Here is a 15,841-nt window from a genome sequence, read left to right as displayed (position 1 = left end):
AGCGGCATGGATTACAGCGACGTCAGCACGATTGCGGCCTGGGTTACGGAGCAGGGACTGAAGGGCGCTTCGGAAGCCGAGCTCATGACCGGTTTCTGCGCGGCCTGTCGGGATGCCGGCCTGCCGCTCGACCGCGGCATGGCGTTGATGGATACGCTGCACCCCGTGCATGAAGGCCGCGCCTTCCGCTGGGACAGCGTCGAGGAGATCGAAACCGAGTTCGAGTATGGCCCGACGGGCTCGGGCGAAGCGGCGGCGAGCTGGCAGCGCTCGGCCTTCTACCATCTTTGGTCGGGCAACGAGCGGGAGGTGCGCCGACGCATCGGGTTTGGCGATCCGATCGATTTCACCATGCTGGACAAGATCGCCGAAGCTGGAAACACGGATTTCGTGGCGATGATGCATCGTTTCAGCGAAGCCGGCACGATCGGTGAGATGGATTGCTTCTTTTCGCATTTCGCAACCAAACATCCCGAGGGCTTTTCCGATCACGATCTCGCCATCCTGCGCAAGCTGGTGCCGGTCCTCGGACTGGCGATCAAGTGCATTGCGCTCGGGCGCATCGCCCGCACCATCGCGGAAGTCTATCTCGGCGAGGATGCGGCGCGGCAGGTAATGGAAGGCAAGATCAGCCGCGGTAAATCGGAACGGATCTCGGCCGCGCTGTGGTTTTCCGATCTGTTGAACTACACCAAGATTTCCGATCGCGTGCCGCCGGAGGAAATCATCCCGCTCCTCAACGATTACAGCGAGGTAGCCATCTCGGCGATCCATGAGGCCGGCGGCAATGTGCTGAAGCTGATTGGTGACGGTGTGCTCGCTATCTTCAAGGGCGAGGTGCCGGCCGAAACCTGCCGTGCGGCGCTCGGGGCCGAATCGCTGCTGCGGGAAAAGCTCGCCAGACTGAATGCAGCGCGCGCTGCCGACGGCCGGGCGACGACCGACGTCTATATCGGCCTGCATATCGGCGATGTCTTCTACGGCAATATCGGCAGCCAGGACCGGCTGGACTTCACCGTCATCGGCCCCGCCGTCAACGAGGTCAGCCGGATCGCCTCCATGTGTCGTTCGGTCGACCTCAACCTGCTGATCTCCTCCGATTTCGCCGCGGCCATACCGGCGGAAGCGCGCGCCGCGCTTGCCTGCGTCGGACGTTATGCGTTGCGTGGGGTGCAGCGTGCGCAGGAACTCTATACGCTCGACAGCGCCCGGCTGAATGGCTGAATTCCGCCAAACCTTCGAGCATTACCGCAACAGGCCCTGGCCGCCGTCGATCCAGATCGGCGTACCGGTGATGTGCCGGGCGCGGTCGGAGGCAAGGAAGAGGATGGTTTCGGCAACATCCTCGCTTTTGCCTGCCTTCCCGCCGGCAATCGGGATATCGCCCTGCGGCCAGATGACCGGAACCTCCGTCTCCTCGCGACGGCGGCTATCGGTATTGGCATTGATATTGGTTTCGATCTCGCCGGGGCAGACGGCATTGACGCGGATGTCGTGGCGGCCGAGTTCCAGGGCAAGCTGCTGGACCATGGCGACTTGGCCGGCCTTGGTTGCGCTGTAGGCGGTGGCGCCCGGCGTCGTGAAGGTGCGGGTGCCGTTGATCGACGAGACGACGACGATCGAACCGCCGCGGCGCTTCAGATGCGGAACTGTCAGGTGCAGGGTCAGATAGGTGCCGCGCAGATTGACGGCGATGGTCCTGTCCCATTCATCCGGTTTCAGATCGTCGATCGGCGCCCAAACTCCGTTGATCCCTGCATTGGCAATGACAATGTCGAGGCCGCCGAAGGTGTCCGTCAGCTTCTTCACCGCGGTTCGCATTTGCGCTTCGTCGCTGGTATCGGCCGTCAGGGCGATCGCCTGACCGCCGGCGGCGTTGATTTCGGCGCAAGTCTTTTCGACCTCGTCGGCGGTGCGGCTCAGTGCTGCAACCCTTGCTCCCTCGGCAGCGAGCCTTAACGCGGCCGCCTTGCCGATACCGGAACCGGCACCCGTCACCAATGCGATCTTTCCCTCAAGCTCCATGGCTGCCTCCTTGAGCTTCTGCCGATAGGCAATGTTCGGCGCGGCCGTTGGTTCCGGAAGCAGCGGATGGCTGACTATCTCAGGAGCGTTTGCCGCAATGCCCATTTCTCCGGCCCATGGACGGCGGCGAAGAGCAGGCCGGCGAGGAAGGTGAAGTGATCGACGAAGAAGCCGAATTCGGCCTGGTTCTGTTGCCAGTGGGACGGTCCGTGGAAGGCGAAGGCAAGGAAGATCACGTAGATGCCTGCCAGCAGGCTCGCCTCGATGAAGAAGGCGCCCGATATGAAGGCAACGGCCAAGGCGATCTCGAAAAAGGCTGCGACCCAGGTGAGGAAGGTCGCCATCGGGAAGCCGGCGGCGGCAATGTAGCTCGCCGTGGCGCCGATATCGGCGAACTTGAAGCCGGCGGCCATGAAGAAGATGAAACTGAAGATGATGCGGGCGACGATGATTGCGATTGCTCTGGCCATGGGAACCTCCTCTTGAGCTTCCATTATGACGCAAGAGACGGCTTATATCCTACACTGCGAATGAAAAAGGGCCGCTTGCGCGACCCTTCGCTCTCTCACCACTCGGCAAAGCTGCCATCGGCATGCCGCCAGATCGGGTTGCGCCAGCGATGTCCCTCCTTGGCGCGCACGATGACATAGGCCTCGTCGACCTCGACGCCGAGGCCCGGCCCCTGCGGGATCGAGACGAAACCGTCGGCATAGCGGAACACCTCCTTGTTGGAGATGTAGTCGAGGATGTCGTTGCCGGTGTTGTAATGGATGCCGAGGCTCTGTTCCTGGATGAAGGCATTGTAGCTGACGGCATCGACCTGCAGGCAGGCAGCGAGCGCAATCGGGCCGAGCGGGCAATGCGGTGCGAGCGCCACATCATAGGCTTCGGCCATGGCCGCGATCTTGCGGCATTCGGTAATGCCGCCGGCGTGGGAAAGATCCGGTTGAATGATGTCGACATAGCCGTCCGAAAGGACCTGCTTGAAATCCCAGCGCGAAAAGAGCCGTTCGCCGAGCGCGATCGGTGTCGAGGTATGGTTGACGATATCGCGCAACGCTTCCTTGTTCTCCGACAGCACCGGCTCCTCGATGAACATCAGCTTGTAGGGCTCGAGCTCCTTGGCGAGCACCTTGGCCATCGGCTTGTGCACGCGGCCGTGGAAATCGACGCCGATGCCGATATGCGGACCGATCGCCTCGCGGATGGCGGCGATGGTCTCGACCGCCCTTTCCACCTTCTCGTTGGTGTCGACGATCTGCATTTCCTCGCAGCCGTTGAGCTTGATCGCCTTGAAGCCGCGCGCGACCACGTCCCTGGCATTGTTGGCGACGTCGGAAGGACGGTCGCCGCCGATCCAGGAGTAAACCTTGATGCGGTCGCGCAACTGGCCGCCGAGCAGGGAATGGATCGGCTGGCCGAGCGCCTTGCCTTTGATGTCCCAGAGCGCCTGGTCGATGCCCGAGATCGCGCTCATATGGGCAGCGCCGCCGCGATAGAAACCGCCGCGATACATCACCGTCCAATGATCCTCGATCAGGAAGGGATCCTTGCCGATCAGGTAATCTTCCAATTCGTGGACGGCGGCCTCGACCGTCAGCGCGCGCCCCTCGACGACCGGTTCACCCCAGCCGACGATGCCCTCATCGGTCTCGACCTTCAGGAACAGCCAGCGCGGCGGAACGATATAGGTGGTGAGTTTGGTGATCTTCATCTTAGGTCTTAATCTCTTCTCGGATTTGCGATGGGACAGCGCGTTCACGGCTTTTCGTGATTGATCATTTCGTCCTGCCGATCGCCTTCTCTGCGGCGGCAAGGTCACGGACCGCAAGGTCGAGCATGCGATTGGCGCATTCGCGGGCGCCGGCCTTGTCTCGCATCCGCAATGCCTCGACCAGCTCGCCGTGAACGAGCACCGCATCCTCCCGGTTTTCGACGGCGATGTTGGAGGCATGCAGCGCATATTTCAGGGCAGCATGGATGGCGCTGGACAAACGCCGGAACACCTGGTTGTGGCTGGCGGTCAGCAGCACCGTATGAAACATCACGTCGGCGTCGGTGAAGCTTTCCGGATCGCCTGCGCTGTCGCGCATCTGCCGCCAGGCCTTATCGAGATCGGCGATCTCCTGGGCGCCGGCACGTTCGGCGGCATATTCGGCGGCTGCCGGTTCTATGGTGCGCCGGGCTTCGAGAATGCATCCCAAAAGGTCGAAGTCTTTGATGTAAGGCCCCATCCAGTCGAGCACCTCGGCGTCCAGGATGTTCCATTCATCCCGGTCGCAAACGGTCGTCCCGACCCGCGGCTTGCCGCGTACGAGCCCCTTTGATTCCAAGACTTTCAATGATTCGCGGATCACCGTGCGGCTGACGCCGTAGAGTTCGCAAAGGTCGTTCTCGCGGGGCAACGGTGAGCCCGAGGGATAGCGGTCCGCGCAGATGTGCTGAGCGATCGCTGCCGTCACGTTGCGGCGTACCCGCGGTCGGCGTTCGCTGCGGGAGCTTTCCGTTCGGCCATGTTCCTCAGTCGATTCCAACTTCACCTCTCCACGCTCTCTCCCGGGCTGCAACCGAACCTGATTATCCGAATTCGATGCAGTTTGCGACGCTCCATCCGACTCCCGTTCCTATCCTATTATTCCAATCATCATACATTGGCAATTGACTGGTATGATGATTTAACATAATTCATTGGGCGCTGCCTGGGAGGCAGTTGCTCGATTTTAGAGTTTAGGGAGAGAGACATGCGCTTGTTCAAAGCAGCTATTCTGGCTGGCACTTTCGCCATTCTGACAGCCGGCTCGGCATTTTCCGCAGACGTCAAGATCGGTTTCATCGTCAAGCAGCCGGAAGAGCCCTGGTTCCAGGACGAATGGAAATTCGCCGACCAGGCCGCCAAGGAAAAAGGCTTCACCGTCGTCAAGATCGGCGCTGAAGATGGCGAGAAGGTCCAGTCGGCGATCGACAATCTCGGCGCGCAGGGCGCGCAGGGTTTCATCATCTGCACGCCCGACGTCAAACTCGGTCCCGGCATCGTCGCCAAGGCCGAAGCCAACCAGTTGAAGCTGATGACGGTCGACGATCGCCTCGTCAGTGCCGACGGCAAGCCGCTGGAAGACGTGCCGCACATGGGCATTTCGGCCACCAAGATCGGCGAGACCGTCGGACAGGCGATCGTCGACGAAATCAAGAAGCGCGGCTGGGACATGAAGAACGTCGGCGCGATCCGGGTTTCCTACGATCAGCTGCCGACCGCTGTCGATCGCGTCGAAGGTGCGATCTCGGTCCTGAAGTCTGCCGGGTTCCCGGCCGAGAACATCTATGATGCGCCGCAGGCGAAGACGGATACCGAGGCAGCACTCAACGCGGCGACCACCGTCCTCAACAAGCATGCCGACGTGAAATACTGGGTGGCTTTCGGCCTCAACGACGAAGCCGTTCTCGGCGCCGTCCGCGCCTCGGAATCGGTCGGTATTCCGGCTACCAACGTGATCGGCGTCGGCATCGGCGGCGCGGAATCGGCGATCAATGAGTTCAAGAAGCCGGTCGCGACGGGCTTCTTCGGCACCGTCATCATCTCGCCGAAGCGTCACGGTTATGAAACGGCGCTCAACATGTACGACTGGATCGCCAACGACAAGGAGCCTGAAAAGCTGACGCTGACCTCCGGTTCGCTGGCGCTGCGCGGCGATTACGAGAAGGTCCGCAAGGATCTTGGCATCGAGTGATCATGCTTCCAAAATGATCAACCTCCGGCGGCCGCTCCGCGTGCCGCTGGATCCTTGTCGGCGGAGCGGCGATGGCGTTTCTCGAATTCAAACATATCTCCAAGGGTTATCCCGGCGTGCAGGCGCTGTCGGACGTCTCCTTCGCGGTCGAGAAGGGCGCCGTCCATGGCCTGATGGGTGAGAACGGCGCGGGCAAATCGACGCTGATCCGCGTATTGTCAGGCGATCAGGCCGCCGATGCCGGCAACATTCTCATCGATGGCGAAGAACAGAATTATGCCTCGGTGCGCGACGCCTTCCATGCCGGCGTCATCGTCATTCATCAGGAACTGCAGCTCGTTCCGGAGCTGACGGTGGCCGAAAACCTCTGGCTTGGCCGCTTCCCCGGGAAGGGCGGAGTGATTAATGCCAAAACACTGATCGAGACGGTGCGATCGAAACTCGAAGAGATCGGCATCGATGTCGATCCGTCGGCCAAGGTCGCCTCGCTTTCGATAGGGGCGCGGCAGATGGTCGAGATCGCCAAGGCGGTGATGCTCGAGGCGCGGGTGATCGCGCTCGACGAGCCGACCTCCTCGCTTTCCTCGCGCGAAAGCGAAATTCTGTTTTCGCTCATTGATAGGCTGAAGGCGAAGGGAACGGTCATTCTCTACGTCTCGCACCGCCTCGACGAGATTTTTCGGCTTTGCGACAGCCTGACCGTGCTGCGCGACGGCAGGCTTGCCGCCCATCATCCTCGGATCGGCGAAACGACGCGCGAGCAGATCATTGCCGAAATGGTCGGGCGCGAGATCAGCAATGTCTGGGGATGGCGTGAGCGCCCGCTCGGCGGCGTCAGGCTCGAGGTCAAGGGCCTGTCGGGGCCGCGGCTGCGTATGCCAATCAGTTTTTCCGTCCGCCAAGGCGAGATTCTCGGCTTCTTCGGCCTGATCGGCGCCGGCCGCAGCGAGATGGCGCGACTGCTTTACGGCGCCGACAACAGACATCAGGGCGAGGTTACGATCGACGGCATTGCGGTTTCGCCGAGCAATCCGAAAGCGGCTATCAGCGCCGGCATGGTGCTCTGCCCGGAGGACCGCAAGTTCGACGGCATCGTCCAGGGCCGATCGATCGAAGAGAATATCGCGATCTCGTCGCGCCGGCATTTTTCGCCCTTCGGCATATTGAACCCGAAGAAGGAGGCGGCGCTGGCCGATCAGTTCATTGCCCGGCTGCGGGTGCGCACGCCGTCGCGCAAGCAGGACATCATCAATCTCTCCGGCGGCAACCAGCAGAAAGTCATCCTTGGCCGCTGGCTCTCCGAGCAGGGCATCAAGGTTCTCGTGATCGACGAGCCTACGCGCGGCATCGACGTCGGGGCGAAGTCGGAAATCTATGAAATCCTTTATGAGCTGGCGGCCGGCGGCATGGCGATCGTGGTGATCTCAAGCGAGCTGCCCGAGGTCATGGGCATCTCCGATCGCATCATGGTGATGTGTCAGGGCAGGGTGGCAGCCAATGTCGCCCGCCCGGATTTCGACGAGCGCAGCATCCTGACGGCGGCACTCCCTGACAAGAAGGCCGCGGGCATCATTTAAGACTGGGAACATGGGCGATGACTTCGTTGAAAAAAATCCTTCTGGGCGAACAGGGGCTGGTGGTGATTTTCGCCGCCGCCTTCGTGATCGTCTCCCTCTTCGTTCCGAATTTCCTGACCGAGCGGAACATGCTGGGGCTGCTGCAATCGGTCGTCACGATCGGCATCGTCGCCTGCACAATGATGTTCTGCCTGGCGTCCCGCGATTTCGATCTTTCGGTCGGATCGATCGTCGCTTTCTCCGGCATGGCCGCGGTGATGGTCTCGAACGCGACAGGCTCCATTCCCGTCGGTCTGCTGGCCGCCCTGCTCTGCGGCGCCGTCGTCGGTTTCGTCAATGGCATCGTCATCGCCCGGTTCCGCATCAATGCGCTGATCACGACGCTTGCGACCATGCAGATCGTGCGCGGCCTGGCGCTGATCGCTTCGGACGGCCGCGCGGTCGGCATCAACGATCCGGCTTTCTACCAGCTTGCGTTGTCGCGATTCCTCACCGTGCCGACGCCGATCTGGATCATGCTCATCCTTTTCTTCTTCTTCGGCTTCGTGCTCAACCGCACCGTTTTCGGCAAGAACACGCTGGCGATCGGCGGCAATCCCGAAGCTTCGCGGCTTGCCGGCGTCAACGTCGTCACCATGCGGATCTGGATCTTTGCGCTGCAGGGTCTCGTCTGCGGCATTGCCGGCATCCTGCTTGCCTCGCGCATCACTTCCGGCCAGCCGAATGCGGCGACGGGGCTCGAACTCTCGGTGATTTCGGCCTGCGTCCTCGGCGGCGTTTCGCTGGCCGGCGGCCGGGCGGCAATGAGCGGTGTCATCGTCGGGGTGCTGATTATGGGCATTGCCGAAAACGTTATGAACCTGCTGAATATTCAGGCATTCTATCAGTATGTCGTGCGCGGGCTGATCCTGCTGATCGCCGTGTTGCTCGACAATTTGAGATCTTCGGCTGCGGGGCGACGCGGATGAGCCATGAGCGGGCAGGGGACGAAATCGAACTGAGGCACGGCGACCTCGCCGTTCGGGTCAGCCGCCGGGGTGCTGCCGTCACCGCCGCGACCTATCGGGAGACGCCCTTTCTCGTCGCGGCCGGCGGGCCGGATGGTGTTATGGCGAATTTTGCGATGGTGCCGTTCGGCAATCGTGTGGAAGGCAATGCCATGTCCTTTGCCGGACGTGCCTATACCTTCCAGCCGAATACTTCCGATCCGCTCTATCGGCACGGCGACGGCTGGCTCGGCTTCTGGCAGCTGGACGAGGCCAGCGTGGAGCATGCGAAGTTCTCCTTTTCCCGCATCGCCGACAAGGTTTCACCTTATGCCTATCTGACCCGGCAGCAGATCCGTGTCGCCGGCGATAGCCTGGTGCTGACGCTTTCCGTGGAAAACCGGGGCGAAACCACGCTTCCCTTCGGATTGGGTCAACATCCTTTCTTTGTTCGGACGCCGGAGACGAAGCTGACGATTGCGGCCGACCGCTACTGGAACGAGCGGCCCGACCATCTTCCCGATGTGCCCGGCCCTGTGCCTGACGATTTCGATTTCAGGTCCGGCAAACTGTTGCCGCAGAAATGGATGAACAATGCCTTCGAGGGCTGGAACAGGCGGGCGACAATCGCCTGGCCGGAGCTAGGAATTCAGGCGGCGCTGAAAGCCGAGGGTGCGCTTGACCGCTTCATGCTCTATATGCCGACCGACCGGAACGACTTCTTCTGTCTCGAGCCGATGAGCCACCTTCCAAACGGCCATCACCTGCCCGAATTCGGCGGGCTGACGCCGCTTGCGCCGGTTGAAGCCTTTGCCGGCAAGATGACGATCGATCTGTCGGCGCTGCCGCTTCCATCGGAGGGGAGATAGATGAGCGATCGCCTGCAGGGCAAAAATATTCTGATCACCGGCGCTGCGCAGGGTATCGGCCTTGCGATCGCCAGGGCATTCCTCAGGGAGAATGCTGCGGTCTATCTCGTCGATCGCGATGGAGCGCTGCTGGCGCAGGCAGCGGCAGAACTCGCAAGCACCGGCGGCCAGGTTGGTTATCTGCCGGCCGACATAACCGATGCCGGGACGATCACCAGGGCGGTTGCTCATGCGAACGACGAGATCGGCCCATTGAATGCGCTCGTCAACAATGCCGGGGTCAATGTCTTTGCCGAACCGCTCCATACGACCGACGAGGAGTGGAACCGCTGCTTCGATATCAATCTGAAGGGAGCATGGAATTGCTGCAAGGCGGTGCTACCCGGGTTTATCGAACGCGGCGGCGGCGTCATCCTCAACATTGCCTCCACGCACGCCTTCACGATCATTCCGCACACCTTTCCCTATCCGCTGGCCAAACATGCGCTGCTCGGCATGACGAAATCCCTGGGGCTGGAGTACGCGCCCCGCAATATCCGGGTCAACGCTCTGGCGCCGGGCTATGTCTCGACGCAGAAGGTGATCGACTATTGGAACAGCTTCCCCGATCCGGAGGCCGCCAAGGCCGAGACGATGAAGCTGCATCCCGGCGGGCGGATCGCAACGCCGGAAGAGATCGCCATGGCGGCGGTGTTCATGATCTCCGACGAATGCCCGTTCATGAACGCCACCTGCCTGACGATCGACGGCGGTCTCAGCGTGCAGCAGCATCCCGCCTGAAAGAGCTTTCTATTCCGCCGATTTTTACGAGCCTGTCGTCTTCTCAGGATAGAGCGTTATATTGTCTCGCGGGGAGCCTATCCAATCTCCCTCAGGCATGGAGCGGCGCCCTGCCGCTTCCTCAAAACCATCGAAACAGGAGGACGGCATGCAGATCAATCGCACGGCTTCGGCTCATTGGAGCGGCGGCCTCAAGGACGGCAAGGGCCTGATCTCGACTCAGAGCGGCGCCCTGACAGACTATCCCTACGGCTTTGCCAGCCGCTTCGAAGGTATTCCCGGCACCAATCCGGAAGAGCTGATCGGTGCTGCCCATGCCGGCTGCTTCACCATGGCGCTGTCGCTCATCCTCGGCGAAGCCGGTTTCACCGCCGAGCATATGGAAACCTCGGCCAAGGTGACGCTCGAAAGCGTCGAGGGTGGCTTCGCCGTCACTGCCATCCATCTCTCACTTTCCGGCCGCATCCCCGGTGCCGATGAGGCGACCTTCACCGAGCTCGCCAACAAGGCGAAGGCCGGCTGCCCGATTTCCAAGGCGCTCGCCGCCGTTCCGATCACGCTCGACGTCAAGCTCGCCTGATTTTTCTGCTGTCGCCGACGAAGTGCCGCGCGTCTGACGTCGCGGCACTTTCAATTGTGGCCGACGCTCATCGTCACATCGTTTCGAATTCATCAGGCTCAGCCGCTCGTGCAACGCAGGCGGCATTGACAAATGACGCCTGATATTTTATGAATGACGAAATTCGAAAATCGTCAGTCGTAACCCGAGGCACCAAAACTCATGAACGACATCGCGGAAAATACGCTCGACGTCACGCGGCAGGAGAATGTCACGCGCATTCTCGACGCGGCCGAGCGGCTGTTCCGTCACTACGGCTACAGCAAGACGACGGTGGCCGACATCGCCCGCGATCTCGGCATGTCTCCCGCCAATATCTATCGTTTCTTCGCCTCCAAGGTGGAGATCCATCAGGCGCTTTGTGGGCGCATGCTCGCGACCTGCTATCAGCTTGCTTATGACATCCGCCACCAGCCGCTCAGCGCCAGCGAGCGGCTGCGCCTCTATGTCGAGACCCAGTATCAATGGACGATGGATACGATGCTCGACGAGATGAAGGTGCACGAGATGATCGTGGTCGCGATCGAGCGCGACTGGCATGTCATCGAAAAACATATCGATCGCGTCCATGATCTCATCGCCGAAATCATCGCCGAAGGCATCGCAGCCGGCGAATTCGCCGAGCAGGACCCGGTCGTCGCTTCGCGCTGTTTCGGCGCGGCGACGATCAATCTCTGTCATCCGCAGATGGTGGCGCAATGTCTTGCCAAAACCAACCGCGCAAGCGTCGACGAACTGATCGACTACGTCATCAGGGCGCTCAAGAAATAACCGACGGCAGCCGTCGTCGATCCCCCGAAACATTCCAGGAGTGCGGAAGATGTTTTCGCTCAAGACCCTCAGCAATCGCATGCCGTCCGTTGCCAGCCTCGCGCTCGTCGGCGCCATCGGCATCGGCCTTTCCGCCTGCTCGGAGGAAAAAGCTGAGGTCAAGGAAGTCATCCGGCCGGTGAAGGTCGTCGAGATCGCCAAGGCCGATGATACTCGCAAGCTCGATTATTCAGGGTCGGTCAAGGCGCGCACGGAGATGAACCTCGGCTTTCGGGTGGCGGGCAAGATCACCGAGCGTCTCGTCGATATTGGTGATCGGGTGACGCCCGGCGACGTTCTCGCCCGCGTCGACGCCACCGACTATCAGCTCGCGGTCAAGACGGCGGAGGCCAATCTCGCAGCCGCGGAAAGGGGCGTCGAAACCGCCGATCTCGCCAACAAGCGCGCCGAGCAGCTGTTCGACAAGAGCGTCGCCCCGAAGTCGCAGCTCGAACAGGCCGCGCTCAGCCATGACCAGGCGATCTCGCAGCGCGACGCAGCGCTCTCGGCGCTGGACCAGGCGAAGAACCAGGTGAGCTATACCGAGCTCAAGGCCGGGCAGAACGGCATCGTGACATCGATCAATGCCGATATCGGCCAGGTCGTCGGCTCCGGCAGCCCCGTCGTCACCGTTGCCGTCGACGGCGAGAAGGTAGTGCAGATCGCGGTTCCGGAAAACGACATTGCCGAATTCAAGCCCGGCAAAACCGTCAAGGCCAGTTTCTGGGCGGACGACAGGCTGGTGCTCGACGGCAAGGTGCGGGAGGTTTCCGGCAGCGCCGACCAGCAGTCGCGCACCTTTGCAGTTCGCGTGAGCCTGCCGAACGATCCTCGCGTGTTGCTCGGCATGACCGCGACGATCGAAGCCGATGTCAACAACGATAACGGCTATGTCTCGATCCCGCTCACCGCGCTGGCGGAGAAGGACGGCAGGCAAATGGTCTGGACGGTCGACCGCGACACGACGATGGTACATGGCCGCGATATCAAGGTCGCCGATTTCACCGGCGACGGCGTGCATGTGACCGAAGGCCTCGATAGCGGCGATCTCGTCGTTGCCGCCGGCACCCAATTCATGAGCGAGAACCTGAAGGTGAAGGTGCCGGATCAGCAATCGGCCCTGGTTGATACGGATCAGACCGTGCGCTGACCGCGTCGAAAGGAAACAAGACCATGGACGCAAACACCGAGAAGCGGCCCTTCAATCTATCGCGCTGGGCGATCGGACATCCGAGCATCGCGCGCTTCCTCTTCGGACTGATCATCATCACCGGTGTGCTCGGCCTGATGCGCATGGGCCAGCGCGAAGATCCCGAATTCACCTTCCGCGTCATGGTCGTCCAGGCGATCTGGCCAGGCGCTTCCATCCAGGAAATGGAAGATCAGGTCGTCAACAAGATCGAACGCAAGCTGCAGGAGACGCCGCATATCGACTGGGTCAAGTCCTATACGCGGGCGGGCAGTGCGATCATCACCCTGCAGGTCAAGGGCGACACGAATTCGAAGGACGTGGCGGATGCCTTCTACCAGGTACGCAAGAAGGTCGGTGACATCTCCAGCGAACTGCCGCAGGGCCTGCTCGGTCCCTATTTCAACGACGAATTCGGCGATACTTTCATCACGCTGCATTCGATCAGCGGTGAGGGTTATTCCTATCCGGAACTGAAGAAATTCGCGATCCAGGCGCGCGACATGCTGCTGACGACGCCGGGCGTCGAGAAGGCCGTCATCATCGGCGATCAGCCGGAAAAAATCTATATCGACGTCTCGTCCAAGGCGCTTGCCGAGCGCGGCCTGACGATCCTCGACCTGCAGAACGCCATCAAGGGCCAGAACAATGTCGATCCGGCAGGCTCGGTCGATACCGGTCTGCGCTCGGTCCGCATTTCGGTCGAAGGCGACATGAAGAAGGTGGCCGATATCCGCGATCTCAGCCTTCGCGCCGGCGGCCAGGTGACCCGCCTTGGCGATATCGCGACCGTCAGTTCCGGGCTCGAGGATCCCTACCAGCGCAAGTACCGTTTCAACGGCCATGACAGCGTTCAGGTCGGCGTCGTCATGGCCAAAGGCTTCAACGTCACCGACGTCGGCAAGGGCGTCGAGGCAACCTATCAGCGCTTCGAAGAAGCACTGCCTTACGGTGTTGCGGTCGACCAGATCGCCAACCAGCCCGACGTGGTGACGGACGCGATCAGCGAATTCATGCATGCGCTCGGCGAAGCTCTTGTCATCGTGCTTGTTGTCTCGTTCCTGTCGATCGGCTGGCGCTCTGGCCTCGTCATTGCCATCGCCATTCCGCTCGTGCTCGCCGCCACTTTCGCGCTGATGTACGAACTCGGCATCGACCTGCAGCGCATCTCGCTCGGAGCGCTGATCATTGCGCTCGGCCTGCTGGTCGACGACGCGATGATCGTCGTCGAAATGATGGAGCGAAAGCTGGAGGAGGGGCTGGTCAAGATCGAGGCGGCAAGTTTTGCCTATTCCTCGACCGCCTTCCCGATGCTGACTGGCACTCTCATCACCACGGCCGGTTTCATTCCCGTCGGTTTCGCCGCATCGACCGCGGGCGAATATGTGCGCTCGCTGTTCTACGTCGTCGGCATCGCGCTTGTTACCTCGTGGTTCGTCGCGGTCTATTTCACGCCGTGGCTCGGCTACATGATCCTCAAGCAGCGCCATCATGCCGGCGAGCATCACGATGCTTTCGACACCCGCTTTTACCGCCGGCTGCGCGGTACGGTCGGCTGGGCGGTTCGCCATCGGGTCATCGTCCTGCTGTTGACGCTCGGGACCTTCGTTACCAGCCTCTGGGCCTTCCAGTTCATTCCGCAGAATTTCTTCCCGCAGTCGTCGCGGCCTGAGATTCTCGTCGATCTGTGGCTGCCCGAGGGCACCAGCATTAAAGAAGTCGAGGTGCAGGCAAAGGCGCTCGAAGCGAAGATGATGGATGATCCCGACAAGCGGTTCATCGCCACCTATATCGGCGAAGGCGCACCGCGCTTCTTCCTGCCGCTCGATCAGCAGCTGCGCAATCCGAATTTCGCCCAGCTGCTCGTCATGGCCAAGGACGAACCGGCGCGCGAACGCTTGATCGTCAAGCTGCGCACCATTCTTGCCGAAGACTTCCCATCGATCCGCGGCAAGGTCGACCGCCTGTTCCTTGGTCCGCCCACTGGCTGGCCGGTGCAGATGCGCATCATGGGACCTGACCGCCAGGAGGTGCGAGCGATCGCCGATCAGGTGAAGGCGCGGTTTACGGCCAACCCGATGCTCGGAGCCATCCACGACGACTGGCTGGAGCCGGTGCCGGCGATGAAACTGGTGATCGACCAGGATCGCGCCCGGGCGCTTGGTGTGACCTCGCAGCGCGTGCGTCAGATGCTGCAAACCGCCATGTCCGGGGCGCCGCTCGACGATTTCCGTGACGGCGAGGAGACGGTCTCGATCGTCGTCCGCGAGCCGGACGCCAGCCGCTCGCTGCTGTCGGCGGTGAATTCCGTCTATGTCCCGACGGATTTCGGCGGCTTCGTGCCGGTCTCGCAGGTCGCCAAGGTCGTGCCAGTGATGGAGCAGGGCATCGAATGGCGGCGCGACCGGCTGCCGACGATCACCGTGCGCGCGACGCTGCCCGACGGCGTGCAACCGAACGACGTCGTGATGAAGATGTATGCCGACATGAAGGACCTGCGCGACAGTCTGCCGGCCGGCTATAATGTCGAGATCCAGGGCGGCGCCGAGGATGCGGCGGAAAGCCAGATGTCGATCGCCGCCAAGGCGCCGATCATGCTCGCCGTCATCATCGTGCTGCTGATGGTGCAGCTGCAGCATTTCGGCAAAGCGATGCTGGTGCTCGCCACCGGGCCGCTCGGCATCATCGGGGCGGCGGCCGCCCTGCTGATCAGCGGCGCGCCTTTCGGCTTCGTGGCGATCCTCGGCGTCATCGCGCTGCTCGGCATCATCATGCGCAATTCGATCATCCTGGTCGACCAGATCGACCAGGACATCAAGGCCGGCATGCACCGGCAGGAAGCGATCGTCGGTGCGGCCGTTCGGCGTTTCCGGCCGATCATGCTGACGGCGCTGACCGCCGTGCTGGCGCTGATCCCGATCTCGCGCGGCGTCTTCTGGGGTCCGCTCGCCTTCGCAATGATGGGCGGCATCCTGGTTGCGACAGTGCTCACCATTCTGGTTCTGCCCGCCGGTTACGCCCTTTTCTTCGGCCGCGAGCCGAAGGCAAAGGACGAGCCAGGCCGGGATGCCGACGCCATCCAGGAAGAGGCGGATGACAGAGATCCGCCGGCGTTGGCAGCCGAGTGAGGACGGCGCGGCGAAAGCCGCGCCGTTTTCCTTGCAAGTCGCAATCTCGCGAATTCTCATCATTGTCCGCTTCGCCTCGACTCGCGCCGATTCCATTGCTGCCTGGAAAAAGCTAAGCTTTTGAAAGCACGCC

At 61.7% G+C, this 15,841-nt stretch carries 15 protein-coding genes; 11 read left to right on the top strand and 4 right to left on the bottom strand.

The window, feature by feature from the left end; genetic code table 11:
* The first annotated feature begins 6 nt into the window (after positions 1-6).
* Positions 7-1,224, top strand: coding sequence for an adenylate/guanylate cyclase domain-containing protein (locus Tal182_RS20130; RefSeq protein ID WP_085860537.1), 1,218 nt, complete (start codon positions 7-9; stop codon positions 1,222-1,224).
* 21 nt (positions 1,225-1,245) lie between these two features.
* Here Tal182_RS20130 and Tal182_RS20125 read toward each other — a convergent pair whose 3' ends face one another.
* From Tal182_RS20125 to Tal182_RS20110, 4 genes are all read right to left on the bottom strand, one after another.
* On the bottom strand, positions 1,246-2,025 hold the full coding sequence (locus tag Tal182_RS20125; RefSeq protein ID WP_085860536.1) for an SDR family NAD(P)-dependent oxidoreductase: 780 nt from the start codon (positions 2,023-2,025) through the stop codon (positions 1,246-1,248).
* Between the two features lie 74 nt (positions 2,026-2,099).
* Positions 2,100-2,495: a DoxX family protein gene (locus tag Tal182_RS20120; protein WP_085860535.1), complete on the bottom strand. Its 396-nt coding sequence runs from the start codon at positions 2,493-2,495 to the stop codon at positions 2,100-2,102.
* Between the two features lie 95 nt (positions 2,496-2,590).
* Positions 2,591-3,739: a galactonate dehydratase gene (dgoD, locus tag Tal182_RS20115; RefSeq protein ID WP_085860534.1), complete on the bottom strand. Its 1,149-nt coding sequence runs from the start codon at positions 3,737-3,739 to the stop codon at positions 2,591-2,593.
* A gap of 64 nt (positions 3,740-3,803) precedes the next feature.
* On the bottom strand, positions 3,804-4,559 hold the full coding sequence (locus Tal182_RS20110; protein ID WP_085860533.1) for a FadR/GntR family transcriptional regulator: 756 nt from the start codon (positions 4,557-4,559) through the stop codon (positions 3,804-3,806).
* Between the two features lie 207 nt (positions 4,560-4,766).
* On the opposite strand from Tal182_RS20110, the gene Tal182_RS20105 reads away from it, so the two are divergent.
* The 10 genes from Tal182_RS20105 (at position 4,767) to Tal182_RS32350 (ending at position 15,832) form a co-directional block, all read left to right on the top strand.
* Positions 4,767-5,750, top strand: coding sequence for an arabinose ABC transporter substrate-binding protein (locus tag Tal182_RS20105; protein WP_085860532.1), 984 nt, complete (start codon positions 4,767-4,769; stop codon positions 5,748-5,750).
* Between the two features lie 71 nt (positions 5,751-5,821).
* The gene (gene araG, locus Tal182_RS20100) at positions 5,822-7,327 is read left to right on the top strand and encodes an L-arabinose ABC transporter ATP-binding protein AraG (protein WP_085860531.1); all 1,506 of its coding nucleotides are present in this window, start codon (positions 5,822-5,824) and stop codon (positions 7,325-7,327) included.
* A 17-nt stretch (positions 7,328-7,344) separates the two neighbouring features.
* Positions 7,345-8,295, top strand: coding sequence for an L-arabinose ABC transporter permease AraH (gene araH / locus Tal182_RS20095; RefSeq protein WP_064805126.1), 951 nt, complete (start codon positions 7,345-7,347; stop codon positions 8,293-8,295).
* Complete coding sequence (locus tag Tal182_RS20090) at positions 8,292-9,182, top strand: aldose 1-epimerase (protein ID WP_085860530.1); 891 nt, start codon at positions 8,292-8,294, stop codon at positions 9,180-9,182. The genes araH and Tal182_RS20090 overlap by 4 nt, the downstream gene beginning before the upstream one ends.
* On the top strand, positions 9,183-9,962 hold the full coding sequence (locus Tal182_RS20085) for an SDR family oxidoreductase (RefSeq protein WP_085860529.1): 780 nt from the start codon (positions 9,183-9,185) through the stop codon (positions 9,960-9,962).
* Between the two features lie 148 nt (positions 9,963-10,110).
* Positions 10,111-10,542 (top strand): OsmC family protein, encoded by a 432-nt coding sequence (locus Tal182_RS20080; RefSeq protein WP_011426902.1) that lies wholly within the window; start codon positions 10,111-10,113, stop codon positions 10,540-10,542.
* Between the two features lie 201 nt (positions 10,543-10,743).
* Complete coding sequence (locus Tal182_RS20075) at positions 10,744-11,352, top strand: TetR family transcriptional regulator (protein WP_085860528.1); 609 nt, start codon at positions 10,744-10,746, stop codon at positions 11,350-11,352.
* Between the two features lie 49 nt (positions 11,353-11,401).
* Entirely contained in the window at positions 11,402-12,541 is a 1,140-nt protein-coding gene (locus tag Tal182_RS20070; protein ID WP_085860527.1) for an efflux RND transporter periplasmic adaptor subunit, read from the top strand.
* Between the two features lie 23 nt (positions 12,542-12,564).
* On the top strand, positions 12,565-15,708 hold the full coding sequence (locus Tal182_RS20065) for an efflux RND transporter permease subunit (protein ID WP_085860526.1): 3,144 nt from the start codon (positions 12,565-12,567) through the stop codon (positions 15,706-15,708).
* Positions 15,674-15,832: a hypothetical protein gene (locus Tal182_RS32350; protein ID WP_164517808.1), complete on the top strand. Its 159-nt coding sequence runs from the start codon at positions 15,674-15,676 to the stop codon at positions 15,830-15,832. Before Tal182_RS20065 ends, Tal182_RS32350 begins: the two co-directional genes overlap by 35 nt.
* Positions 15,833-15,841 lie beyond the last annotated feature (9 nt).

The sequence above is a fragment of the Rhizobium sp. TAL182 genome (assembly GCF_002117725.1).
In the GTDB taxonomy this organism is placed as follows: domain Bacteria; phylum Pseudomonadota; class Alphaproteobacteria; order Rhizobiales; family Rhizobiaceae; genus Rhizobium; species Rhizobium esperanzae.
The sequence above is the reverse complement of the archived record's forward strand: the minus strand, read 5'-3'. Positions and strand labels throughout refer to the sequence as shown.

What these genes read in the sequence shown, in the direction of transcription:
- Tal182_RS20105 (WP_085860532.1), top strand. Translation starts at nt 4,767, where the DNA reads ATGCGCTTGTTCAAAGCAGCTATTCTGGCTGGCACTTTCGCCATTCTG.
- Tal182_RS20075 (WP_085860528.1), top strand. Translation starts at nt 10,744, where the DNA reads ATGAACGACATCGCGGAAAATACGCTCGACGTCACGCGGCAGGAGAAT.
- Tal182_RS20080 (WP_011426902.1), top strand. Translation starts at nt 10,111, where the DNA reads ATGCAGATCAATCGCACGGCTTCGGCTCATTGGAGCGGCGGCCTCAAG.
- Tal182_RS20070 (WP_085860527.1), top strand. Translation starts at nt 11,402, where the DNA reads ATGTTTTCGCTCAAGACCCTCAGCAATCGCATGCCGTCCGTTGCCAGC.
- dgoD (WP_085860534.1), bottom strand. Translation starts at nt 3,739, where the DNA reads ATGAAGATCACCAAACTCACCACCTATATCGTTCCGCCGCGCTGGCTG.
- Tal182_RS20125 (WP_085860536.1), bottom strand. Translation starts at nt 2,025, where the DNA reads ATGGAGCTTGAGGGAAAGATCGCATTGGTGACGGGTGCCGGTTCCGGT.
- Tal182_RS20085 (WP_085860529.1), top strand. Translation starts at nt 9,183, where the DNA reads ATGAGCGATCGCCTGCAGGGCAAAAATATTCTGATCACCGGCGCTGCG.
- Tal182_RS20130 (WP_085860537.1), top strand. Translation starts at nt 7, where the DNA reads ATGGATTACAGCGACGTCAGCACGATTGCGGCCTGGGTTACGGAGCAG.
- Tal182_RS32350 (WP_164517808.1), top strand. Translation starts at nt 15,674, where the DNA reads ATGACAGAGATCCGCCGGCGTTGGCAGCCGAGTGAGGACGGCGCGGCG.
- araH (WP_064805126.1), top strand. Translation starts at nt 7,345, where the DNA reads ATGACTTCGTTGAAAAAAATCCTTCTGGGCGAACAGGGGCTGGTGGTG.
- Tal182_RS20090 (WP_085860530.1), top strand. Translation starts at nt 8,292, where the DNA reads ATGAGCCATGAGCGGGCAGGGGACGAAATCGAACTGAGGCACGGCGAC.
- Tal182_RS20120 (WP_085860535.1), bottom strand. Translation starts at nt 2,495, where the DNA reads ATGGCCAGAGCAATCGCAATCATCGTCGCCCGCATCATCTTCAGTTTC.
- araG (WP_085860531.1), top strand. Translation starts at nt 5,822, where the DNA reads ATGGCGTTTCTCGAATTCAAACATATCTCCAAGGGTTATCCCGGCGTG.
- Tal182_RS20065 (WP_085860526.1), top strand. Translation starts at nt 12,565, where the DNA reads ATGGACGCAAACACCGAGAAGCGGCCCTTCAATCTATCGCGCTGGGCG.